The 20,506-nt window shown below is 56.3% G+C and carries 20 protein-coding genes and 1 pseudogene; 9 read left to right on the top strand and 12 right to left on the bottom strand.

What is annotated here, in order from left to right; genetic code table 11:
• Positions 1-132: 132 nt before the first annotated feature.
• Genes ACTF5M_RS04340 through ACTF5M_RS04330 form a run of 3 tightly spaced genes read left to right on the top strand, consistent with a single transcriptional unit; the run spans position 133 to position 2,084 of the window.
• The gene (locus ACTF5M_RS04340; protein ID WP_438959850.1) at positions 133-795 is read left to right on the top strand and encodes a carbonic anhydrase; all 663 of its coding nucleotides are present in this window, start codon (positions 133-135) and stop codon (positions 793-795) included.
• Positions 796-1,776 carry a sodium-dependent bicarbonate transport family permease gene (locus ACTF5M_RS04335; protein ID WP_438959849.1) on the top strand — a complete coding sequence of 327 codons (981 nt, stop codon included), beginning with the start codon at positions 796-798 and terminating at the stop codon, positions 1,774-1,776.
• Positions 1,776-2,084, top strand: a complete 309-nt coding sequence (locus ACTF5M_RS04330) for a P-II family nitrogen regulator (RefSeq protein ID WP_048598451.1) — start codon at positions 1,776-1,778, stop codon at positions 2,082-2,084. Before ACTF5M_RS04335 ends, ACTF5M_RS04330 begins: the two co-directional genes overlap by 1 nt.
• A 91-nt stretch (positions 2,085-2,175) precedes the next feature.
• Here the strand turns inward: ACTF5M_RS04330 and ACTF5M_RS04325 are convergent, their stop codons facing one another.
• Entirely contained in the window at positions 2,176-3,198 is a 1,023-nt protein-coding gene (locus tag ACTF5M_RS04325; RefSeq protein ID WP_438959848.1) for an aspartate-semialdehyde dehydrogenase, read from the bottom strand.
• A 312-nt stretch (positions 3,199-3,510) separates the two neighbouring features.
• Between ACTF5M_RS04325 and ACTF5M_RS04320 the strand changes: the two genes are divergently transcribed.
• Positions 3,511-4,830, top strand: a complete 1,320-nt coding sequence (locus tag ACTF5M_RS04320; protein WP_438959847.1) for a DEAD/DEAH box helicase — start codon at positions 3,511-3,513, stop codon at positions 4,828-4,830.
• A gap of 367 nt (positions 4,831-5,197) precedes the next feature.
• Here ACTF5M_RS04320 and ACTF5M_RS04315 read toward each other — a convergent pair whose 3' ends face one another.
• The 3 genes from ACTF5M_RS04315 to ACTF5M_RS04305 all read right to left on the bottom strand — a co-directional run bounded on the left by ACTF5M_RS04315 (position 5,198) and on the right by ACTF5M_RS04305 (position 8,843).
• Positions 5,198-6,052 carry a universal stress protein gene (locus ACTF5M_RS04315; RefSeq protein WP_438959846.1) on the bottom strand — a complete coding sequence of 285 codons (855 nt, stop codon included), beginning with the start codon at positions 6,050-6,052 and terminating at the stop codon, positions 5,198-5,200.
• 1 nt (position 6,053) lies between these two features.
• The gene (locus ACTF5M_RS04310) at positions 6,054-7,556 is read right to left on the bottom strand and encodes a SulP family inorganic anion transporter (protein WP_048598456.1); all 1,503 of its coding nucleotides are present in this window, start codon (positions 7,554-7,556) and stop codon (positions 6,054-6,056) included.
• Between the two features lie 123 nt (positions 7,557-7,679).
• Positions 7,680-8,843 carry an MFS transporter gene (locus ACTF5M_RS04305; RefSeq protein WP_438959845.1) on the bottom strand — a complete coding sequence of 388 codons (1,164 nt, stop codon included), beginning with the start codon at positions 8,841-8,843 and terminating at the stop codon, positions 7,680-7,682.
• 112 nt (positions 8,844-8,955) lie between these two features.
• Here ACTF5M_RS04305 and ACTF5M_RS04300 point away from each other — a divergent pair, with 112 nt between their 5' ends.
• Positions 8,956-10,164 carry a Coenzyme F420 hydrogenase/dehydrogenase, beta subunit C-terminal domain gene (locus ACTF5M_RS04300; protein ID WP_438959844.1) on the top strand — a complete coding sequence of 403 codons (1,209 nt, stop codon included), beginning with the start codon at positions 8,956-8,958 and terminating at the stop codon, positions 10,162-10,164.
• On the opposite strand, the gene ACTF5M_RS04295 is transcribed toward ACTF5M_RS04300, so the two are convergent.
• Positions 10,152-11,018, bottom strand: a complete 867-nt coding sequence (locus tag ACTF5M_RS04295) for an amidohydrolase family protein (protein ID WP_438959843.1) — start codon at positions 11,016-11,018, stop codon at positions 10,152-10,154. The genes ACTF5M_RS04300 and ACTF5M_RS04295 overlap by 13 nt on opposite strands.
• Positions 11,019-11,088: 70 nt before the next feature.
• On the opposite strand from ACTF5M_RS04295, the gene ACTF5M_RS04290 reads away from it, so the two are divergent.
• The 4 genes from ACTF5M_RS04290 to ACTF5M_RS04275 all read left to right on the top strand — a co-directional run bounded on the left by ACTF5M_RS04290 (position 11,089) and on the right by ACTF5M_RS04275 (position 13,877).
• A complete protein-coding gene (locus tag ACTF5M_RS04290) occupies positions 11,089-11,796 on the top strand; it encodes an ABC transporter permease (protein ID WP_438959842.1) in 708 nt (235 codons plus the stop codon).
• A complete protein-coding gene (locus tag ACTF5M_RS04285; protein ID WP_438959841.1) occupies positions 11,789-12,541 on the top strand; it encodes an ATP-binding cassette domain-containing protein in 753 nt (250 codons plus the stop codon). The genes ACTF5M_RS04290 and ACTF5M_RS04285 overlap by 8 nt, the downstream gene beginning before the upstream one ends.
• Complete coding sequence (locus ACTF5M_RS04280; protein ID WP_438959840.1) at positions 12,531-13,352, top strand: extracellular solute-binding protein; 822 nt, start codon at positions 12,531-12,533, stop codon at positions 13,350-13,352. Before ACTF5M_RS04285 ends, ACTF5M_RS04280 begins: the two co-directional genes overlap by 11 nt.
• A gap of 72 nt (positions 13,353-13,424) precedes the next feature.
• Positions 13,425-13,877, top strand: a complete 453-nt coding sequence (locus tag ACTF5M_RS04275) for a DMT family transporter (RefSeq protein WP_048598460.1) — start codon at positions 13,425-13,427, stop codon at positions 13,875-13,877.
• Positions 13,878-13,915: 38 nt separating this feature from the next.
• On the opposite strand, the gene ACTF5M_RS04270 is transcribed toward ACTF5M_RS04275, so the two are convergent.
• The 7 genes and pseudogenes from ACTF5M_RS04270 to leuC form a co-directional block, all read right to left on the bottom strand.
• Entirely contained in the window at positions 13,916-14,875 is a 960-nt protein-coding gene (locus tag ACTF5M_RS04270) for a DMT family transporter (protein ID WP_438959886.1), read from the bottom strand.
• A gap of 99 nt (positions 14,876-14,974) precedes the next feature.
• Positions 14,975-16,078 carry a 3-isopropylmalate dehydrogenase gene (gene leuB / locus ACTF5M_RS04265; protein WP_438959839.1) on the bottom strand — a complete coding sequence of 368 codons (1,104 nt, stop codon included), beginning with the start codon at positions 16,076-16,078 and terminating at the stop codon, positions 14,975-14,977.
• 66 nt (positions 16,079-16,144) lie between these two features.
• A pseudogene (locus tag ACTF5M_RS04260) lies at positions 16,145-16,765 on the bottom strand (endonuclease/exonuclease/phosphatase family protein); the annotation flags it as partial.
• Between the two features lie 18 nt (positions 16,766-16,783).
• Positions 16,784-17,089: a hypothetical protein gene (locus tag ACTF5M_RS04255; protein WP_438959838.1), complete on the bottom strand. Its 306-nt coding sequence runs from the start codon at positions 17,087-17,089 to the stop codon at positions 16,784-16,786.
• 157 nt (positions 17,090-17,246) lie between these two features.
• Positions 17,247-18,032: a hypothetical protein gene (locus ACTF5M_RS04250; RefSeq protein WP_438959837.1), complete on the bottom strand. Its 786-nt coding sequence runs from the start codon at positions 18,030-18,032 to the stop codon at positions 17,247-17,249.
• 361 nt (positions 18,033-18,393) lie between these two features.
• Positions 18,394-18,999: a 3-isopropylmalate dehydratase small subunit gene (leuD, locus tag ACTF5M_RS04245; protein ID WP_341246204.1), complete on the bottom strand. Its 606-nt coding sequence runs from the start codon at positions 18,997-18,999 to the stop codon at positions 18,394-18,396.
• Positions 19,000-19,074: 75 nt separating this feature from the next.
• Positions 19,075-20,481: a 3-isopropylmalate dehydratase large subunit gene (leuC, locus tag ACTF5M_RS04240; RefSeq protein ID WP_438959836.1), complete on the bottom strand. Its 1,407-nt coding sequence runs from the start codon at positions 20,479-20,481 to the stop codon at positions 19,075-19,077.
• Positions 20,482-20,506 lie beyond the last annotated feature (25 nt).

The raw sequence follows: 20,506 nt of genomic DNA, 5'->3' as shown, positions 1-20,506 counted from the left end.
GAGTACTCAGGTTACTGCCAGCAAATGGTATCCAAATCGTTTCGAGCGCCAAAAACCTAGACGCAAATATAACTCGAATAAGTCTTAGATTTTAAGTATCACGGTCCCAGAATATCGCAGCGGAGAACCCTGATGCCCCTGTCTAAACCCCTACCCCAATATCTTGTCCAACGTTTCGTTGGCTGGAGGGCGACCATCTATGCCGACAATGAAGTCTGGCACCGACGCCTTGCCGAAGTGGGGCAGCATCCACGCGCAATGGTGATCTCATGCTGTGACAGTCGCGTGCAGGTCACGTCACTTTTCGGTGCGGACCCTGGGGAGTTCTTCATCCACCGCAACATCGCCAACCTTGTGCCCCCGTACGAACCCGACGGCGATCCACACGGTACATCTGCGGCGGTTGAATACGCCGTGACACATCTCAAAGTGGCACATCTGATTGTGGTCGGGCATTCCGATTGCGGCGGTATTTCCGGCTGTGAACAAATGTGCAGCGGCAACGCCCCCGCCCTTGAGGAAAAAACCAGCTTCTTGGGCAGGTGGCTCGATATCATCCGTTCGGGCTATGAAGATGTGAAGCACATCGAAGACGCAGATGCCCGCCAAGAAGCCCTCGAGAAGAAGGCCGTTGAAATCAGTCTTGAGAACTTACAGGGCTTTCCGTTTGTTCTTGACGCTGTGAAAGCAGGCGGGCTAAGCCTGCACGGCCTTTGGACGGACATCGCTGAAGGGCGACTGGAATCTTTTGTGCCGGGCCAAGGCTTTACACGTGTTGGACCAGAAGGGCTTTAAATGGAAAATGTACTTTCGCTCGCGCTGAATAATCTGTTGTCGCCGATTATTCTGTCATTCGCACTCGGACTTTTCGCAGCCCTCGCACGATCAGAATTGACCATCCCCGAAGCTGTGGCCAAGGGTCTGTCAATATATCTGCTTTTTGCTATCGGCTTTAAGGGCGGCGTTGCGGTCACCAAAAATGCCCTAGACGCAACTCTTATAATGACACTCATTGCGGGATTGGTTTTGTCCGCTCTGTTACCATTGTTGGCATTCGTTCTTTTGCGCACGCTTACCAAGTTAAACACCGTGAACGCCGCTGCGGTGGCGGGACACTATGGATCGATCAGCATCGTGACGTTTGTAGCCTGCACCTCGGTGCTTGAAAGCAGCGGCATCACATCAGAAGGGTACATGGTTGCGGTTGCAGCCGTCATGGAAGCACCTGCGATCTTGTCTGCTCTTTGGTTGATCTCACGTGGTTCCGGCGGCGCGCGCATGGACGCGGGCCTGTGGCGCGAAATCCTGCTGAACGGCTCAATCGTTTTGTTGGTCGGCTCATTCTTTATCGGCATGGCAACAGGTCAAAAAGGGCTGGACGAAATCGGACCGTTTATCGTGGCGCCGTTCAAAGGTGTGCTGTGCCTGTTCTTGCTGGACATGGGTCTGGTCGCGGGACGCGGCTTGCGCCAAGCCAAAGGCACGATCACGTTTGGCCTACTTGCGTTCGGCATCGTGATGCCACTGGCCTCAAGCGTTATTGGCCTTGCGATGGGTGCTGCAATCGGGCTGTCACTGGGTGGCATAGTCTTGTTGATGGTGCTCTGCGCATCTGCCAGCTACATCGCGGTGCCTGCGGCCATGCGGGTTGCGGTGCCTGAGGCAGATCCGGCAATTTACCTGACGCTGTCGCTTGGCGTCACATTCCCCTTCAACCTTACGGTTGGTATTCCCTTGTACCTGGCACTGGCCACAATGTTTTCTGGAGCAGCTTAATGGAAACCCACAAAGCAAAACGCGTTGCAATTATCATCGAAGAACCAATGGAGCGCCGCTTGACCGCTGCGTTGGATGGCGCTGGTGTGCAGGGCTATTCGATCCTGCCCGTACTTGGTGGTTCTGGCCGCTCAGGCGGGTGGACTGCGGACGGTCAGCTGGGCCGTTCTGGTATGCGCCAAGTGGTATGCATCATCCGCCCCGAGCGTCTTGATGACCTGCTCACAGCTGCGTTCAAAGTGGTGGACCGCCACATGGGTGTTGTCACTGTAAGTGACTGTGACGTACTGCGCGCCGAGCGCTTCTAAGCGACCCAGAAAAGACCGTTACACAAAAGAAAACGCGCGCCGCTTTGTATGTAAGCGGCGCGCGTTTTGCATTTCAAACTCTTGAAGGGGCTTAGCCCTTTTTCAAAACCTCACGGCCCAACAACTCGGCGATCTGTACCGCGTTCAACGCAGCACCTTTGCGCAAGTTGTCAGAAACGCACCACATGTTCAGACCGTTCTCAACAGTTGTATCTTGGCGCACGCGGCTGATGAATGTTGCGAAATCGCCCACACATTCGATCGGCGTGACATAGCCGCCGTCTTCGCGCTTATCGATCACCATGATGCCCGGTGCTTCGCGCAGAATGTCGCGTGCTTCGTCTTCATCAAGGAAGTCTTCGAACTCAATGTTCAGCGCTTCAGAGTGACCAACGAACACAGGCACACGGACGCAAGTCGCGGTGACTTTGATGCTGCTGTCGACAATCTTCTTAGTCTCGGCAACCATCTTCCACTCTTCTTTGGTGTCGCCGCTATCAAGGAACTTGTCGATGTGCGGGATCACGTTGAAGGCGATCTGTTTGGTGAACTGCCGTGCTGGCTTATCATCAGTGGGATTATAGATCGACTTTGTCTGATCCCACAGCTCATCAATGCCGCCTTTGCCTGCACCAGAAACCGACTGGTACGTGCTGACCACGACGCGCTTGATCTTGGCACGATCATGAAGCGGCTTAAGGGCCACAACCATCTGCGCGGTTGAGCAGTTTGGGTTGGCGATGATGTTCTTCTTTGCATAACCGTGCACGGCTTGGGGGTTCACTTCCGGCACGATCAACGGGATGTCCGGATCATAGCGGTAAAGCGATGAGTTATCGATCACAACACACCCTGCGGCAGCCGCTTTGGGCGCATATTGCTTGGTGGCCTCAGAGCCAACAGCGAACAGAGCAATGTCGCTTCCCGTGAAGTCGAAGGTGTCCAGGTCTTCGGTCTTCAGGGTTTTGTCGCCAAAGCTTACTTCCGTACCCAGTGACTTGCGGCTGGCAAGCACGGTAATCTTTGCTACGGGGAACTGACGCTCCGCCAAAATGTTCAACATTTCACGGCCCACGTTACCAGTGGCGCCAACGACGACGATATTATAGCCCATTGTTGTTTCTCCAGAAAAAAGGACTTGGCGGCCTTACTCTGTATTGCAGCATATGGAAAGTGCGCTAGCTCAATAATCGTTGACATGTGACCATTGGGCGCCCATATGCGGGCCAACCGTCAAAGTCCTGCCGCGTGAGCAGGTGGGCAAAGCCCCCCTTTGACGCCTTACCCCATGATCCCCTCACGCAGGGTTCAGACGCGGCCATTCGGTCTGGGCCATGAGGCTCCGGATCAGCAATTCGTCGCCCTGTGCGTTGCACCCCTTGGCCATATGGCCTGGGCGTTTTCGCTTTTGTGAAAGGGTCATCTTGTGACCGACTTTACCATGCTGGGGCTTAACCCCAAGCTTATGAAAAACATTGCCGATGCCGGCTTTGATAAAGCCACGCCAATTCAGGCGCAGGCAATTCCACTGGTGCTTCAAGGTACTGACGTGATGGGCCTTGCCCAAACAGGTACTGGCAAAACTGCTGCTTTTGGCCTGCCAATGGCAGAACTACTGATGGACCAAATCGGCAAGCCGATGCCCAAAACAGTCAAGGCCCTCGTGCTGGCGCCAACCCGCGAGTTGGTGAACCAGATCTGCGACAACCTGAAAATCTATGTGGCCGGCACACCGCTTAAGGTGAACTCGGTCGTTGGTGGTCAATCCATCAACAAGCAAATCAACCTGCTGCAACGGGGCACGGATATTCTGGTGGCGACACCGGGCCGTTTGATGGACCTTGTTGACCGCAAAGCAGTTTATCTGGACAGCGCCAAGATGCTGGTACTCGATGAAGCGGATCAGATGCTGGATATGGGCTTTATCCACGCGCTGCGCAAAATTGCACCGCTGTTGGGCACCCCGCGTCAAACCATGTTGTTCTCGGCTACAATGTCGAAACAGATGGAAGAGCTTGCGGGCGCGTTCCTGAACAACCCCAAGAAAATCCAAGTCAGCGCACCAGGCAAAGCCGCAGACAAAATCAAACAATCGCTTTGGTACGAACCCCAAGCCTACAAAGCCGATAAGCTGGTTCAGCTGCTATCAGAGCACAAAGGCGATCAAGCGATTGTCTTTGGCCGCACCAAACACGGCTGCGAAAAGCTGATGAAATTCTTGGTCGCCCAAGGGTATGAGGCAGTGTCGATCCACGGCAACAAATCGCAAAACCAACGCGATCGCGCCCTGAACGCGTTCAAAAAAGCCGAAGCCACTGTCTTGGTTGCAACGGACGTTGCCGCACGCGGCATCGACATTCCGGATGTGCGCTATGTCTACAACTTCGAACTGCCCGAGGTGGCTGAAAACTACGTGCACCGCATTGGCCGTACGGCCCGCGCAGGTGCCCAAGGTGAAGCAATCGCTTTGGTTTCAGCCCAAGAAATTGGCTACCTACGCCAGATCCAGAAAGTCATGAAGTTCACCATTCCCGTTGCGGGTGGCCGTGAGCCAATGGAAGAAGATCCCCCCAAGCGCGGTGGTGGCGGCGGTGGCCGTCGTCGCGGTGGTGGTGGGGGCGGTGCTCCTAAGGCGGGCGGCAAGCCACGTCGCTTCGGCAAACCATCTGGTGGTGGCGGCAATGGCGGCCCCGGTGGTGGTGCAGGTGGCGGCAAACCGCGTCGCCGTCGCAAACCCGCAGCGTAACTGCTGATCCCCACAAGAAATTCAGTGCGGCGCGTTGCTAAAAACCCGCCGCACCGCTCTTTGATCTAAAACTTGGTTAACACGTTTTGGATAAACCTATGCGCAAGGACGTCCCCGCATTGGTTTGACACGCTGATGCACTCACGAGCTACTGACACGCAGCAGGCTTTCCACCTGATCTGACGTGTCGTCCAACGGACTGCGAGAGGGGTAAAATCCACCGCGCAAGGACACAGCATATTGGGCGGCGCCGCCTTATTTAACGGCCACTTCCCTTACATAATAATTGAGCGATGACGCAGCAACGCTGCCGACAGCCGATGCCTCAAAACGGGACATGGGCCAATTGGCGTTTCTCAATCACGATTTAGCGGAACAACAACAGCGGGACATGGGCCGAACGCACCATCTCGGTGGTGGTGGAACCGATTATCAAACTGCGCACACGGCTGTGCCCATAAGCACCCATCACCAACATATCCGCACCCTCATCACCCACCAGACCGGCAATCGCTGTCTCGGGCTGTCCATCCACAAACGACGCAGTAATCTCAAGGCCCGCACCGGACAACAACGCCGCAGCACCGTCCAGCTTTTGCTTAGCCTCGGCGGTTTGGGTGCCAACCGTTACAACTTGGCCAGGCAACCCTTGGAACAGCTTTGCATTCGCCACATGGTCCGCCGCTTTCAACGAAGAGGTGCCGCCGTCAAACGCAAGCGCAAAGCTTTCAACCGGCTTGAACGCGCGTGATGTAACAAGGATCGGCTTTTCGCAAGAACGCACGACGCGCTCAACGTTGGAGCCAAGATGCAGCTTGGCAAAATCCGCTGCCTCGCCGCGCTTACCGATCACAACCAACTCAGCATCCGCCGCCAATGTCGCAAGCTCAGCCAGCAGATCACCTTGGCGCAAAACCGTGCTGACCGAAACACCGGCGGCAGCGATACGCGCCTCGGCATCTTCCAAAATGGCACGGCCCCGCACTTGGTTCAGTTTGGCGCGTTCTTCATCAAGGGCCGCAAGGTCCTCCATCAACTTGGTACGTGCGCCCAGTCCAATGTTGCCCGAACGATCCGCCTTGGCTTCGCGGCGCCCCAAAATATGCGCCACAACAACGTGGCCGCCAATTTTGCTGGCGACCCAAGCCGCATGATCACACACGCTGTGCGAATACTCAGAGCCATCAACAAGTGCGACAATCTTTTCCAACGTATCAGCCATGTTAGTGTCCAATCATATCTTCAAGCGCGCCCGGTTTGTCCGCGACACCCAGTTTATCAACGATGGTTTCTGATGCCTCATTCAGGCCAATCACATCCACCTCTGCACCGTCGCGGCGGAACTTCATCACAACCATATCAAAGGCCGCCACTGACGAAATATCCCAAATATGCGCGTTGCTTACGTCAATCGTAACACGTTCAAGCGCTTCGCCAAAATCAAACGATTTGGTGAACTGATCAGACGAGGCAAAGAAAATCTGACCCTCAACAGTGTAGGTGCGGTGACGCCCATCATCAGACAACACACTGCGCACCCGAAAGATTTGCGCAATTTTGCCAGCAAAGAAAATGCCCGACAGCAACACACCAGTCAGAACACCGATGGCCAAGTTGTGCGAATAGACAGTGACCGCAACTGTGGCCAACATCACGATAGACGATGACATCGGGTGCTCACGCAGGTCTTTCAGAGAGGACCAGCTGAACGTGCCGATCGACACCATGATCATGATCGCCACCAAGGCAGGCATCGGAATTTGCTTCACGATATCGCCCAGCACAACAATCAAGAACAGCAAGAAAACACCCGCCGCAAAGCACGACAAACGCCCGCGCCCACCGGATTTCACGTTAATCATCGATTGGCCAATCATCGCACAACCGGCCATGCCGCCGATGAAACCAGTGGCCGTGTTGGCCAAACCTTGGCCAATGCATTCGATGTTTTTGTCAGAATTTGTATCCGTCAGATCATCAACCAATGAAGCAGTCATCAAGCTTTCCAGCAGACCCACAACCGCAATAGCAAGCGCCACAGGGAAGATGATCTGCAATGTCTCAAACGTCAGCGGAATGTCAGGCAACAAAAAGATCGGCAGGGTATCGGGCAGCTCGCCCATGTCGCCCACAACGCGCACATCAAGCCCCATGAACATCGCAAGCGACGTCAGCACAACAATCGTTACCAGCGGCGATGGAATGGCCGTGGTCACGTAAGGGAACAGATAAATAATCGCCAAACCCGCCGCCGTCATCACATAGGTCAGCGTGTTCACACCACCTGTAGCGGGGTTCAGTTCCGGCAATTGCGCGAGGAAAATAAGGATCGCCAGCGCATTCACAAAACCTGTCATCACAGATTTGGAAACAAAGCGCATCACACTGCCAAGCTTTAACACACCCGCACCGATCTGGATCAGACCTGCCAGAACCGTGGTCGCCAACAGATATTCCAGACCGTGATCGCGCACCAACGTCACCATCAAAACAGCCGTCGCGGCGGTAGCAGCACTGATCATACCGGGGCGGCCGCCCGTGATCGCGGTAATCACCGCAATGCTGAACGAGGCATAAAGACCAACCTTAGGATCAACGCCCGCAATGATCGAAAACGCAATCGCCTCGGGGATCAGCGCAAGCGCCACCACAAGGCCCGCAAGCAAATCATTGCGGATGTTGCCAAACCAATCGTTGCGAAAGTTCGTTATATAATACGCCAGCATCTTTATGTGTCCTCAGTCGGGGTTAGGCGCGATGTAACAGGGGCGCTGCGCGATGCATACCCCCCTCCTCACATACGGCCCTTTGTGACCAAAGACGCTATGCAGTGCGCGCACTGTTCCGGCCTAGTCCGTGCGGTCTTCAGAAAAAGCGTAAATCACCAAACCGATGGTAATGGTCACAGCGAACAAACCAAAGATTACTGGATATGCACCCTGCGCGCCAAAACTGTCGTAGATGCGCCCTGTGAGCATCTGAAAAATGCCAACGCCGCCAATCCCGAACAAGTTCAACAACGTCACACCGCGCCCCGTCAGATGGGACGGGAAAAAGCTGCGCGCGTGGGCGGTAATCACCGGAAATCCGGACCCCGCCATGCCAATCACCGCAAGCAAGATCACCGCAGTCCAAACTTGTGGCACCGGATTAATCGCCAGAAACGCCAGACACAGCACACCGATGCTGTTGCCAATAATGATGACCCATTTGCGCGTGCCAAAAATGCGGTCTGCCGGCGCATAAAGGAATGTGCCCGCAACCATGGCAAGCCCCATCACAAGACCCGCTGTGCCAATAAACGCCGGAAGCGCGCCGTGCAGATCATCGAAATACGGCCCAATCCAAAGCCCCCTAATCCCTGCGGCGGCGGCATAATTCACAAACATCAACGGGAAAATTAACCACAGCGCGGGCATCCGCAACAGCGTAAGAACAGAGCCGTCTTTGGGCGCGTCCACTTCACGCGCAGGATCGCGGATCAGGGCAAACATCACCACAGCCGTGGCTGCCGTAAGTGCCGCAAGCCCCATCAACGTGGCGCGCCAGCCAAAGGCCTCAACCGCCCAAGCAGTGGGTGCGGCAGATAGCAAATTACCCAAACTCCCAATCCCGATCATCACACCCGCAAGGGTGGCAAACACAGCCGGTGCATAGATTTTGGCAAAGATGAAATACCCCGCCATCAACACCGCTGAACATCCGATGCCAATCAAAACCATCGCCAATTTGATGTGCAGCACAGTGGTGGCCATCGCAAAAACCACCGCCCCAAGCGCGCCAATCATCAACAATGCGGGCGCTGTTTTGCGCGGCCCGATTGTATCAAGCGCCCAGCCCACGGGGATTTGCATGACCGCAAATGTCAAAAACCACAGGCCCGAAGCCGCCGCCAGATCATCAGGCGTGGCGCCAATATCGCGACCTAGAACACCTGTCAAAACCGCCAAAAACGCGCGGTAGAATTGCGACAACACATAAGCAAAAATCAATGCGGCGATGCCAGCTTTCATGGGGGTGCTCGGGTTCAAATTGTCCTAGGGCGTACCGCTGCCATGCAACGGGCAGCCGCGCAAGTCTGCAATCAACTTTGCGGCGCAGCGCGCCTATGCCATAAATCACACCATGACAGTCCTGACCCCCTCCGCCGGCCCTGCTGAATCCCGTGGCCTTTGCACAGATTGCGGCGTCTCGCGCATGGGGATCGCCAAGTCCTGCGGCACCGCGTGCCAGTTCATCAAACCAGACTACCCCGCGATGGAAACCGTCGTACAAGGGCGCACACGGCGCGCAACGGGGGACGAGGTTTTCTTTGGTCCGTTCCAGGCCATGTACCGCGCCGCTTTAACCCCCGCGCGCGAGGGGGCGCAATGGACGGGGCTGACCACGCGGCTCGCTGAAAAGATGCTGGAAGACGGCAGTGTGGACGGCGTGATTTGTATGGTGCCGGACGCTGATGATCCGTGGAAACCCGTTCCCGCGATCATTACTGAGGCCGCCGATATGGCCCAAGCCCGCGGGATGCGAATGGGTTACGCACCGCTGCTGGCCATGCTGGAACCCGCCGCCGAAATGGGCCTTAAACGGCTGGCGATGATCGGCATCCCCTGTCAGGTGTATGCCCTGCGCCGCATCGAAGAGCAGCTTGGATTTGAGTCCATCACAGTCATCGGAACACCGTGTTCCGACAACACCACCACCGCCAATTTCCATGACTTTTTGGCGCGCCTGTCCGACAAACCCGAGACAATCACATATCTTGAGTTTCGCGCTGATTATCACGTTGAGCTGCGCTTTGACGATGGCCGCTCGCAGACCATCCCGTTCCTGCAGTTGCCGCTGTCTGATTTATCGCCTGACTTCTTTCCACTGACCTGTCGCACCTGCGTGGATTACACCAACACGCTGGCTGATATTACCGTGGGCTACATGGGCGGCACCGGTGAGCAATGGGTGATCGTGCGCAATGACCGCGGCGCCCGCGCCCTTGAGGCCATCCGCCCAGAGGTCAAACTTTCAGCCCCCGCCGGTAAGGGCAAACGCGCCGGTGCGGTGGCCGGTTTTCGTGACAACACTGCGCGCGCGGCGGGCGGGCTTCCCCTGCGCAAAATGCCAAATTGGTTGCGCCCAATTGTAGGCTGGCTCATGCCCCGCATCGGACCGCGCGGCATCGAATTTGCCCGCGCAAGGCTTGAGATGAAAGCAGTTGAAGCCGTGTTGCACCTGCGCCGCGAAGAGCCTGCAAAGATGAAGAATATGATCCCCGATCATGTCTGGGACCTTGCTGCGCCCTATGATGTGACCCCCCAAGAGGGCGAACGTCAAAAGCCGTAAAGCCGCGCAGGTGTATCGACCAGAATGCGGCGGCGGGTGTCCTCATCGGTGACGATCCCCATGAAGTGGTTCAGCAAGACCCCCGCATCCGGCAGTTTCGCATCCGCCAGCATAATATGGGGCCAATCGCTGCCCCAAACGCAGGCGTCAGGATTGGCGCGCGCCAGTGTTTCGATAAAGCTGCTGGCAGCTTCATACGGCGCATCGCACAGCCTGTAAGGGGCGCTTAGCTTTACGTGACAAGCCCCATCGGACACCAATTGGCGCAATGTCTCAAAGCCTTCTTGCTGGGTGCCAAGGCTTAGATCAGGCCAACCGATGTGGTCAAAACATACGGGCACCGGCATGGCACGCACATCATCCGCAAGTTCTTGCATGTGTTTGTGAGTGTTCATCAGCATCTGCACATGCATCCCGCGCGCCGCAAGCATCGGCGCAATCCGCTTCACGCCGTCCCACGACAATACACCACCGTGCACATAGTTCAGACGCACGCCCACAATGCCCGCATCACGCAGATCATCCAGATCCGCCTCGGTCGCCTCATCCGTGACAAGCCCGATCCCCCGCGCAGCATCGCCCATCGCCGAAACAGCGGCTTTCGTCACATCGTTATTCGCCCCGTAGAGGATCGAGTGCACGATCACGCAGCGCTCCATGCCCAGCACGTCCATATGATGGCGGTAGCGCGTGACATACTCATAAAGGCTGCCGGCGGCCGGGTCCTCAACACGGCCATCCCACAACGGCATATCATCGCCCACCATATGAATATGCGCATCACACGCCCCACGCGGCACGTTTCCAATGGGCGACGTGGGTGTGTCAATCGGGGGCAAGGCAGCGGGCAGCATGTCGGCTCCTATCGGATTTATGGCGTTTCTTAGCTTTGGAGTAGCCCAGCAGGTTTGGTAGAGACAAGGGATGGAAACATTTGCCGACATACTGCTGCGCGCCTTTGCTCTGATCGCCCAAGGGGATCCGGTGCTGCGCGGTGTTGTGGGGCTGTCACTTTATGTCACCCTAAGTGCGACTGCAATTGCCTGTGTGATTGGCCTGCCGTTGGGCGCGGTTGTGGGCGGCACACAGTTTGCCGGACGCGGCGGCGTTATCATCTTTCTGAACGCGTTGATGGGCCTGCCGCCTGTGGTGGTGGGTTTGGTGGTGTATCTGCTGTTGTCAGCAAGTGGGCCGCTTGGGGTGCTGGGCCTGCTTTACACGCCTGCCGCCATGATTATTGCGCAGACCATTCTGATCACGCCGATTGTTGCGGCCCTAACGGTGCAAGTGACATCGGATATGCACAGCGAATACCGCGAGCAGTTCCGTTCTATGGGCGTTGGACGGCTGGCACAGATTGGAGCGCTGATGTGGGATGCGCGGCTGGCGTTGGTGCCTGTGGCGCTTGCGGGTTTTGGCCGTGCCGTGGCCGAAGTAGGCGCGGTCATGATTGTGGGTGGGAACATCAACCACGTCACCCGTGTCATGACCACCTCGATCGCGCTTGAAACCAGCAAGGGCAATCTTGAGCTGGCGCTGGCCCTTGGGATTGTGCTGTTGCTGATCGCACTTCTGGTGAATGCGGCCGTGATGACATTGCGCTCTGCCTCTGTGAGGGCTGCTTATGCGTGAGCCCGCAAATATCATCCGCGCTGATTTCGGCGGCACCCTTCTTGAGACACGCGGGCTAACCTACCGCGCCGATGGCACGCGCTTTGTGGATGACGTTTCGCTTCGTCTGCGCGAGGGGCGCATCACCACAATTTTGGGGCCCAACGGTGCGGGCAAAAGCCTGTTGCTGCGTTTGATCCACGGGTTGATCGCGCCGACATCTGGCGATGTCATCTGGAACGGGCGCACCCTTGATGCCCCTGCCCGCGCGGCCCAAGCGATGGTGTTTCAGCGCCCCGTGATGATGCGCCGCTCTGTTGCGGGCAACTTACGATTTGCGCTGAAGGTAAAGGGTGTGCCCCGCAACGCGCGCGCCGCCCAAGTAGAGGCGCTGCTGACCAAGGCGGGCCTTCAGGATATGGCAACACGCCCCGCACGGCTTTTGTCCGGTGGTGAGCAACAAAAGCTGGCGATTGTGCGTGCCACCATTGGTGCGCCGCGCATGCTGATGCTTGATGAGCCGACGGCCAACCTTGATCCATCAGCCACGCGCGCCGTCGAAACATTGGTGCAAGATGTCCAGGCCCAAGGCACCACGGTGGTGATGGTCACCCACGACCAAGGACAGGCCAAACGCCTTGCTCAAGATGTGGCGTTTTTACAAAGCGGCCGCCTTGCCGAGGCCGGTCCCGCCGCGCGCCTTTTGACCGAACCACAATCACGCCCCATGAAAGCGTGGCTGGGTGGAGAGCTTTATGTGGACTAAATGCGCGGGTCTGATTTTTGCGTTGGTACTGTCTGTGCCGGTGATGCCAACGGGGGCAAAAGCTGAGCAATTCATCGTGGTACAATCCACCACATCTACCCAAAACTCTGGGCTGTTTGATGCGATTTTACCTGTGTTTGAGGCCGCAACCGGCATTGAAGTCCGCGTTGTGGCAGTTGGCACAGGACAGGCGTTGCGCAATGCCCAAAACGGCGACGGAGATGTTTTGCTGGTGCATGCCAAAGCTGCAGAGCAGGCCTTTGTGGATGCGGGCTACGGCCTGCCGCGCCGCGATGTGATGTATAACGACTTCGTGCTGATCGGCCCAAAAGACGATCCTGCGGGCATTCGCGGAACACGCAGCGCGGCTGGGGCGCTGGCCCGTATCGCCGCCCAAAAAGTACCCTTTGCCAGCCGCGGTGATGACAGCGGCACCCACAAAGCCGAGATGCGGATGTGGGGCGCGCTTGACCCAACAGATGCCTCAGGCACGTGGTACCGCGAAACGGGCAGCGGCATGGGCGCGACCCTGAACACCGGCATCGCCATGGGGGCGTATGTGCTAAGCGACCGCGCCACGTGGCTGGCCTTCGGCAACAAAGCAAACCACGACGTACTGGTTGAGGGCGATCCGGCGATGTTCAACCAATACGGCGTGATCGTGGTAAACCCCGCGCGCCACCCTCACGTCAAAGTGGCCGAGGCCCAACGCTTTGCTGCCTGGTTAACCCAAGATGAAGGACAGAGCGCCATCGCCGCGTTCACCGTCGCCGGCACCCAGCTTTTCTATCCAAACGCAACACCACGTTAAGGGCTGTCATTTGCCGCGCGATGGTGATTTATCACGGCGGAGTTTGACGGACGTTTTACAAGGGACATCCAAATGGACAAAGATCTGAGCTTTTTCTTGATCATCGGCCTAATGCTTGTGGTCGGTGTGATGGTTGCCCTTCAAGGGCCGCTTAACGCCAAACTGTCACAAAACATCGGCAGCTTTGTTCTTGGCTCAGCCATTTCATTTGCTGTTGGCTTGGTCGCGCTGATCATCTTGTGGTTTGCGGGCGGCGCACAAGGCAGCCTTGCCGCAATCAAAGTGCAGCCACTTTATCTGTTAAGCGGTGGTTTGTTGGGCGTATGCTTTGTGTGGGCCTTCACATGGGCAGTGCCGCAAATTGGTGTGTTCTTCGTGGTGATCTCGGCAATCATCGGACAGATGATCGGCGCAGTTGTGATTGCGCGGATCGGCATGTTTGGGGTCGCCCCCAGCTATCTCGGCCTATCACAGTTTGTCGGGCTTGGCTTTTTGACTGTAGGCGCCGTGCTGATCTATCGCTAGATCATTGGGCCTGTTGCGACCGGCCTTTCAAACAGAAATCATTGCTGATCGATAATCCCGCGTTTGCGCAACGTGGGGCTAAGACGGGCGGCTGTACCTGTTTCAAACCGTGAACGGGTGCGCAGAACCGGCGTCGTTTCAGAGGCGTCTTTTGTACCCTCGCGGAACACAATAATCAAACCACTGGCAATGATGATCGCTGCACCAAGTAGGGTCGTCGCGTCAGGGAATTCCGAAAAGAGCAGCACGCCAAAAATGGTCGCCCAAATGATTTGGCTATACTGCATCGGCGCGACGATTGCCGCGTCCCCCTTTTTGTAGGCCACAATCATGCAAAGCCCCGCAAGGTTCACAAGGATAGACATAGCGAGGGTACCGACCAAATCAGGAAGGGTCATGGGAACATAGACAAACGGCAGGGCCACGCCCATCAACACAAAGTTGGCCATCATGGGGTACAACATCAAAACAATCGTACGTTCGTCCTTACCAATTTTGCGCACGATCACCGAGGCAAGCGCTCCGCCAAACGCGCCCATCAACGCAGCGGCATGGCCAAGCCCCAGCTCGGTTCCCCCCGGGCGCAGCACCACCAAAACACCGCTTAGGCCCAGCGCAACCGCAACCCAGCGCCGCCAGCCGACAGTCTCCCCCAAGATCGGAATGGACAGTACGGTAATGATCAGCGGACTTGCGAAAATAATGGCGTAGGTCTGGGTCAACGGCAGCACGGAGAAGGCGTAGAACACGCTGATACCTGTGGCGACTGCGGCAAGGGTGCGCAGGGCGGTCCACCACGGGTGACGCGGAATAAGGTTGGATTCGGTCTGGTCGCGCATAAGCATCATCATGACCATCGGAAAGCCGAACAGCCCGCTGAAGAACAAAATCTGGAAAGGCTGATAGCTTACGCCCAGTACTTTGACGATCACATCATGAGTCGAGAAAATAGCAAAACCCAAAAGGGCATAAAGCGCGGCAGATGTATTGTTGGACATAAAGGCGGCCTGACTGGTTTTAGTCATGGCTAAAACAAACGCCCGCCCTGTGACAAGATGCATCAGGGCGGGCGCTGTGAATTGTTGTGAAGCGTGCCCTTAAAGGGACGCGTCCAAAGCGGCCAAGATAACGTCGCCCATCTGGCTGGTGCTGATTGGGGTGCCACCGTCTGGGCCCATCAGATCACCAGTACGCGCACCATCGGCAAGCACTTTTTCAACCGCTGCTTCAAGGCGAGCAGCCTCGGCGCCTTGGTCAAACGAATAGCGCAGCGCCATCGCGAAGGACAAAATACACGCGATTGGGTTCGCTTTGCTTTGGCCTGTGATGTCAGGTGCGGAACCGTGTACCGGCTCATAGAGCGCTTTGGGGCGACCGTTTTCGCCAATTGCACCAAGAGATGCGGAAGGCAGCATGCCAAGCGAGCCAGTCAGCATTGCAGCACAGTCAGACAAAATATCACCAAACAGGTTGTCTGTCAGGATCACGTCAAACTGCTTAGGCGCGCGGACCAACTGCATTGCGCCGTTGTCTGCGTACATGTGGCTTAGCTCAACTTCGGGGTATTCAGCGTGCACTTTGGTCACGACTTCGCGCCACAAAATGCCGCTTTCCATCACGTTCGCTTTTTCCATAGAGCAAACGCGTTTGTTACGGCGCATAGCCAACTCAAACGCAGAGCGCGCAACGCGGTCAATCTCGGCTTCGGTATAGCGCTGGGTGTTGATGCCCACGCGTTGGCCGTCTTCTTCGAAGATGCCCCGTGGCTCGCCGAAGTATGAACCTGATGTCAGCTCACGAACGATCATGATGTCGAGGCCAGAGACGATGTCACGCTTCAGGCTTGAGAAGTCAGCCAATGCGTCAAAACACTGTGCCGGGCGCAGGTTTGAGAACAGATCCATCTCTTTGCGCAGGCGCAGCAGGCCGCGCTCGGGCTTCACGGAGAAGTCCAAATCATCATAGGCAGGGCCACCAACGGCACCGAGCAAAACGGCGTCCGCGGCATGTGCTTTGGCCATCGTGTCATCGTGCAAAGGCGTGCCGTGAGCATCGTAAGCCGCACCACCGACAAGGTCGGTTTCAACGTCAAACAACAGGTCGCGCTTGTCGCCGAACCACGCGATAACGCGCTCAACCTCGGCCATGACTTCGGGGCCAATGCCGTCACCGGGCAGGATCAAAAGGGAGGGGTTCGCCATTGCAACAAGTCCTTCTTAAAATTGGTTGCCTAGCGGGTAGCCCGTTCGCCCCCAATGGTCAAGAAATCAGGGCCTCAGGGTAACGTCCGCCCAGACCAAACCGTGCCGCCCCATGCCGGCAGACGGCCATAAAACACCGCTGCTGCGCGGTGTAATATCGGGCGAGGCCAGAACATAACTAAGCCGTAAGCGGTAGGCATTTCGAAATTCAGCTGTGTGGGCAGTTGGTGCTGCATCCTGCAGATCAGCGCGCGCAAACATTTGCCCCATCAGTGGGCCCTGCGTTGGATCAAGATTAAAGAGGCCCGCAAGAATGAAGGACTGAGACATGCTTGCGGCCCCGTTTGGCGCACCACGCTCGGCCAAGGCGGTATCAAGGCGACCATCCAATAGATGCGCCCAAAGGCGGATCTCGTCTGCGTTACGTTTGCCGTTGCGGTCTTCGTCCCTATCAAAAATGGGTGGCGTTGCCGCAAAAGTAGCTAGGACAAAGCCATCAAACGGCACGATCCAATGCACCTGAGATGACAGCCGTTGCGCCGCTTGGGCGCGCGCAGACGGGAAAGGGGCGCCATCGGGATAAGTTGGCAAATCAGCATCAGGCAAGTCGCGCCATAACAGATCAGACAGATCGATCACTGGCCCAGCGATGGGGCGTTTTGAAAGCACTGCAACACCGCCGTGGCCCGCAAACCGTCCGTACCCTTAGGCGTCGCGGGGTTGGCCCAGCTTACCGTCGCCATCCATATCAAGCCCCGTAGCCATGCCCGCGTTAGGCAAGCTGGTAAACATATGATCAAAACCAAGATGGGCGTTCAGGACGGTAAGCGCGCGGGCGTCATAATCCCAATCAATGCCCTGCAAGATCAAAACATCCGGATTTGCCTGTTTGATCAGCGCGACGCGGGCCATGACTTCATCAGTTTCGCGTTTGATATCGCGGAGCAAAAGCGCGGGACCACGGGCCTGAAGTTCTGCTTGATAGGTTGCAATGCGCAGGGTCTGAGACATCGCCAAGCCCGCGCAAACTGTTACCCAGATACAAAGGGCCGTCAAGATTGGTTTCGCAAAGCCACTGAAGCCTAGGCCACCAGAAAATCGTCGGCCTCGGCGACTTCTGCGGCATAGGTGCGGCGGCGTTGGTCGGCGATCATATGGGCCACGCGGCTCATCGCGATGCCACGCATAAACAAAGATGCCGGTAAAATGCCCACGCTGCCATCGTCCATACCAAGGTCTGCGGATTGGTCATTGCCATCGGGCCAAAGAAATCAGCCGAAAGCTGAACCACCACAGGGATGATGAATGGCAGCAGAAACCTTAACATAATGTTAAAACGCGCATCCTTGTTGAGGCGGCGCACCACATCACCACCAGCGGTTGGATCGAACATAGGCAGGTTGATCCACACGTTGAACGTGCCCGAATTACTCGGCCAACGGGACAAACGAAGCGCGGCCAAAAATACCGCAAGCGATAGCAGCGAGGTCAGATAGCTGATGCCTGCGGCGGTGCGCACGGCATTGACAATCTCGGCGGGGCTGTCCGCAGGAAGCATGCCCACCACCAGACGCACGGGCGAGAACGGAAAATCAATCGATGCGCCAATCAGCTGGCCGATGGCGGCGGTAAATTCGGTTACGGGCGTGGCGTCGTACTTCCCACTACAAATAATCGACAGAACCAAAACGGTGAAAAATAGAGAACCGAAACGAATCCGATTAAAGGGCGGTGCAAAGCGGAACTCAATAAGCGAGGGATAGTCCGATTTATATTCGATGAACGTCAGAATGGCCGCAGCGATGGCGATGAAGGATACAATTTCCGACCCACCAGCGATGGTTGTGGGCAACATCACTGACGGCAACGCGATAAGCAGGATGACACAAAAGGCGCGAATAGCTGCGCCAGCAAAACGGGAAAACATCACCAAAACCTCAAACTCGTTATGCATAAACCAGGTATACACACGCTTATTTACGCACCCTTTTGCGCGAAAACCTGCGCATGGGCGTCTAGTTAATGATCAAGATATGCCCATATTCAAAAATCCAAACAACTGTTTTGCATCTGTGATGTCTGATTTTGATACTACTTTAGGGAGGAAGTAGTGCGGGTTTGCACCACGTTTGGAAATCCCAAAAAACAAGGCACAAGATGTTGCGAGAGGCAAAAATGAAGGCACAAGTCCGTTAAGCCAAGATGAACAGCAACAGTCAGCTATTTACGCAAACTTGCCCAAACCCGCGGCCCAAAACGAAAAACGCCCACCCAGAAACCACTGGATGGGCGCATAATCTGAAAGCCTAAGGGCGTTAGACCCAAGGACGGCTTTTGGACAGCTCGGCCTCGAATGTGTCGATGGAGGCGGCCTTTTCCATGGTCAAGCCAATGTCATCAAGACCGTTCATCAGGCAGTGCTTTTTGAACGCATCAACTTCGAAAGAGAACGCTTCGCCGTCGGACGACGTGACGGTTTGCGCTTCCAGATCGATGATCATGCGCGCGTTCGAGCCTTTCTCCGCGTCTTTCATCAACACATCAACGGCCTCTTGGGGCAGCACGATCGGCAGAATGCCGTTCTTGAAGCAGTTGTTGAAAAAGATGTCTGCAAAGCTGGTTGAGATGACAGACTTCACGCCGAAGTCTTTCAGCGCCCACGGCGCGTGCTCGCGCGAAGAGCCGCAGCCAAAGTTATCGCCAGCGACCAAAATCTCGGCGTTGCGGTAGGCGTCTTGGTTCAGAACGAACGTAGGAATTTCCGCGCCGTCGTCATCATAACGCATTTCGTCGAACAGGTTCACACCTAGGCCCGAACGTTTGATGGTTTTCAAAAATTGCTTTGGGATGATCATATCAGTGTCGATATTGATCAAAGGAAGCGGCGCGGCGATCCCAGTAAGGGTTTCGAATTTATCCATAATGGTCTCCTTCGTGAGACAGAAATTTATGTGGCCCGCTGCTGCGCATTTTGCGGCGTGCAGCAGGCAAAAGACTTAGCTAAAATCCCGAATGTCAGTAAGCTTGCCGGTTACAGCAGCCGCCGCCGCCATGGCAGGTGACATCAAGTGCGTACGACCACCGCGGCCCTGACGGCCTTCGAAGTTACGATTGGACGTTGCCGCACAGCGCTCGCCGGGGGCGAGTTGGTCGGGGTTCATCGCAAGGCACATAGAACAGCCCGCAAGGCGCCATTCGAAACCGGCTTCCTTGAAGATGTCCGCAAGGCCTTCTTCTTCGGCTTGTGCGCGCACAAGGCCGGAACCGGGTACGACCATTGCGCGCATACCGTCTTTGATCTTTTTGCCTTTGAGGATTTCCGCCGCTGCGCGCAAATCTTCGATACGGCCGTTGGTGCATGACCCGATGAAGACTGTGTCAATCTCAACGTCAGTCAGCGGTGTTCCTGAGGTCAGGCCCATGTAATCAAGCGAGCGTTGCGCTGCGTCGACTTTGCCGCCTTGGAAATCAGCCGCCGCTGGAACATCTGCGGTGATTGGCAGCACATCTTCGGGGGATGTGCCCCATGTGACGACCGGTGCGATGTCTTCTGCTGCGATGGTCACAACCATGTCCCAATGCGCGTCATCGTCGGAATAGAGCGTTTTCCACCACGCAACTGCAGCATCCCAATCAGCGCCTGTTGGCGCGTTGGGGCGACCTTTGCAGTAATCGAATGTTTTCTCATCAGGGGCGATGATACCCGCACGGGCACCACCTTCGATGGCCATGTTGCAAACCGTCATGCGGCCTTCCATAGACAGATCGCGGATCGCTTCGCCGCAATACTCAATCACGTAGCCAGTACCACCTGCCGTACCGGTTTTGCCGATAACAGTCAGGGTGATGTCTTTTGCAGTTACGCCTGGGCGCAGTTTGCCTGTGATCTCAACCTTAAGGTTCTTTGACTTTTTCTGGATCAACGTTTGTGTCGCCAGAACGTGCTCAACCTCGGATGTGCCGATGCCGTGGGCCAGCGCACCAAATGCGCCGTGGGTGGCCGTGTGGCTGTCGCCGCACACAACAGTCATACCCGGCAGGGTCCAGCCTTGCTCGGGGCCGACGATGTGCACGATACCTTGGCGCACGTCAGACACGGGATAGTAGTGAATGCCGAATTCTTTGGCGTTGCTGTCCAGCGCGGCCACTTGAATGGCGCTGTCTTCGGTCATGTTTTTAGGATCATCGCGGCCCGGCGTTGTTGGCACGTTGTGATCCGGAACAGCGATTGTCTTTTCTGGTGCGCGCACAGTGCGGCCAGTCATGCGCAGACCTTCGAACGCTTGGGGTGACGTTACTTCGTGCACCAAGTGGCGGTCGATGTACAAAAGGCACGTGCCGTCTTCGGCTTCGTGGGCCACGTGGGCATCCCAGATTTTATCGTAAAGTGTTTTGGGGGACATGTTGGTCCTCTCCCGTAATATATGT

Source organism: Nereida sp. (assembly GCF_965655635.1).
Lineage (GTDB): Bacteria > Pseudomonadota > Alphaproteobacteria > Rhodobacterales > Rhodobacteraceae > Nereida.
This window is presented reverse-complemented; position numbering and strand designations above follow the sequence as displayed.

Excerpts from the sequence above, each read along its gene's own strand:
- ACTF5M_RS04340 (WP_438959850.1), top strand. The coding sequence starts at position 133 with ATGCCCCTGTCTAAACCCCTACCCCAATATCTTGTCCAACGTTTCGTT.
- ACTF5M_RS04335 (WP_438959849.1), top strand. The coding sequence starts at position 796 with ATGGAAAATGTACTTTCGCTCGCGCTGAATAATCTGTTGTCGCCGATT.
- ACTF5M_RS04330 (WP_048598451.1), top strand. The coding sequence starts at position 1,776 with ATGGAAACCCACAAAGCAAAACGCGTTGCAATTATCATCGAAGAACCA.
- ACTF5M_RS04325 (WP_438959848.1), bottom strand. The coding sequence starts at position 3,198 with ATGGGCTATAATATCGTCGTCGTTGGCGCCACTGGTAACGTGGGCCGT.
- ACTF5M_RS04315 (WP_438959846.1), bottom strand. The coding sequence starts at position 6,052 with ATGGCTGATACGTTGGAAAAGATTGTCGCACTTGTTGATGGCTCTGAG.
- ACTF5M_RS04310 (WP_048598456.1), bottom strand. The coding sequence starts at position 7,556 with ATGCTGGCGTATTATATAACGAACTTTCGCAACGATTGGTTTGGCAAC.
- ACTF5M_RS04305 (WP_438959845.1), bottom strand. The coding sequence starts at position 8,843 with ATGAAAGCTGGCATCGCCGCATTGATTTTTGCTTATGTGTTGTCGCAA.
- ACTF5M_RS04300 (WP_438959844.1), top strand. The coding sequence starts at position 8,956 with ATGACAGTCCTGACCCCCTCCGCCGGCCCTGCTGAATCCCGTGGCCTT.
- ACTF5M_RS04295 (WP_438959843.1), bottom strand. The coding sequence starts at position 11,018 with ATGCTGCCCGCTGCCTTGCCCCCGATTGACACACCCACGTCGCCCATT.
- ACTF5M_RS04290 (WP_438959842.1), top strand. The coding sequence starts at position 11,089 with ATGGAAACATTTGCCGACATACTGCTGCGCGCCTTTGCTCTGATCGCC.
- ACTF5M_RS04285 (WP_438959841.1), top strand. The coding sequence starts at position 11,789 with ATGCGTGAGCCCGCAAATATCATCCGCGCTGATTTCGGCGGCACCCTT.
- ACTF5M_RS04280 (WP_438959840.1), top strand. The coding sequence starts at position 12,531 with ATGTGGACTAAATGCGCGGGTCTGATTTTTGCGTTGGTACTGTCTGTG.
- ACTF5M_RS04275 (WP_048598460.1), top strand. The coding sequence starts at position 13,425 with ATGGACAAAGATCTGAGCTTTTTCTTGATCATCGGCCTAATGCTTGTG.
- ACTF5M_RS04270 (WP_438959886.1), bottom strand. The coding sequence starts at position 14,875 with ATGTCCAACAATACATCTGCCGCGCTTTATGCCCTTTTGGGTTTTGCT.
- leuB (WP_438959839.1), bottom strand. The coding sequence starts at position 16,078 with ATGGCGAACCCCTCCCTTTTGATCCTGCCCGGTGACGGCATTGGCCCC.
- ACTF5M_RS04255 (WP_438959838.1), bottom strand. The coding sequence starts at position 17,089 with ATGTCTCAGACCCTGCGCATTGCAACCTATCAAGCAGAACTTCAGGCC.
- ACTF5M_RS04250 (WP_438959837.1), bottom strand. The coding sequence starts at position 18,032 with ATGCATAACGAGTTTGAGGTTTTGGTGATGTTTTCCCGTTTTGCTGGC.
- leuD (WP_341246204.1), bottom strand. The coding sequence starts at position 18,999 with ATGGATAAATTCGAAACCCTTACTGGGATCGCCGCGCCGCTTCCTTTG.
- leuC (WP_438959836.1), bottom strand. The coding sequence starts at position 20,481 with ATGTCCCCCAAAACACTTTACGATAAAATCTGGGATGCCCACGTGGCC.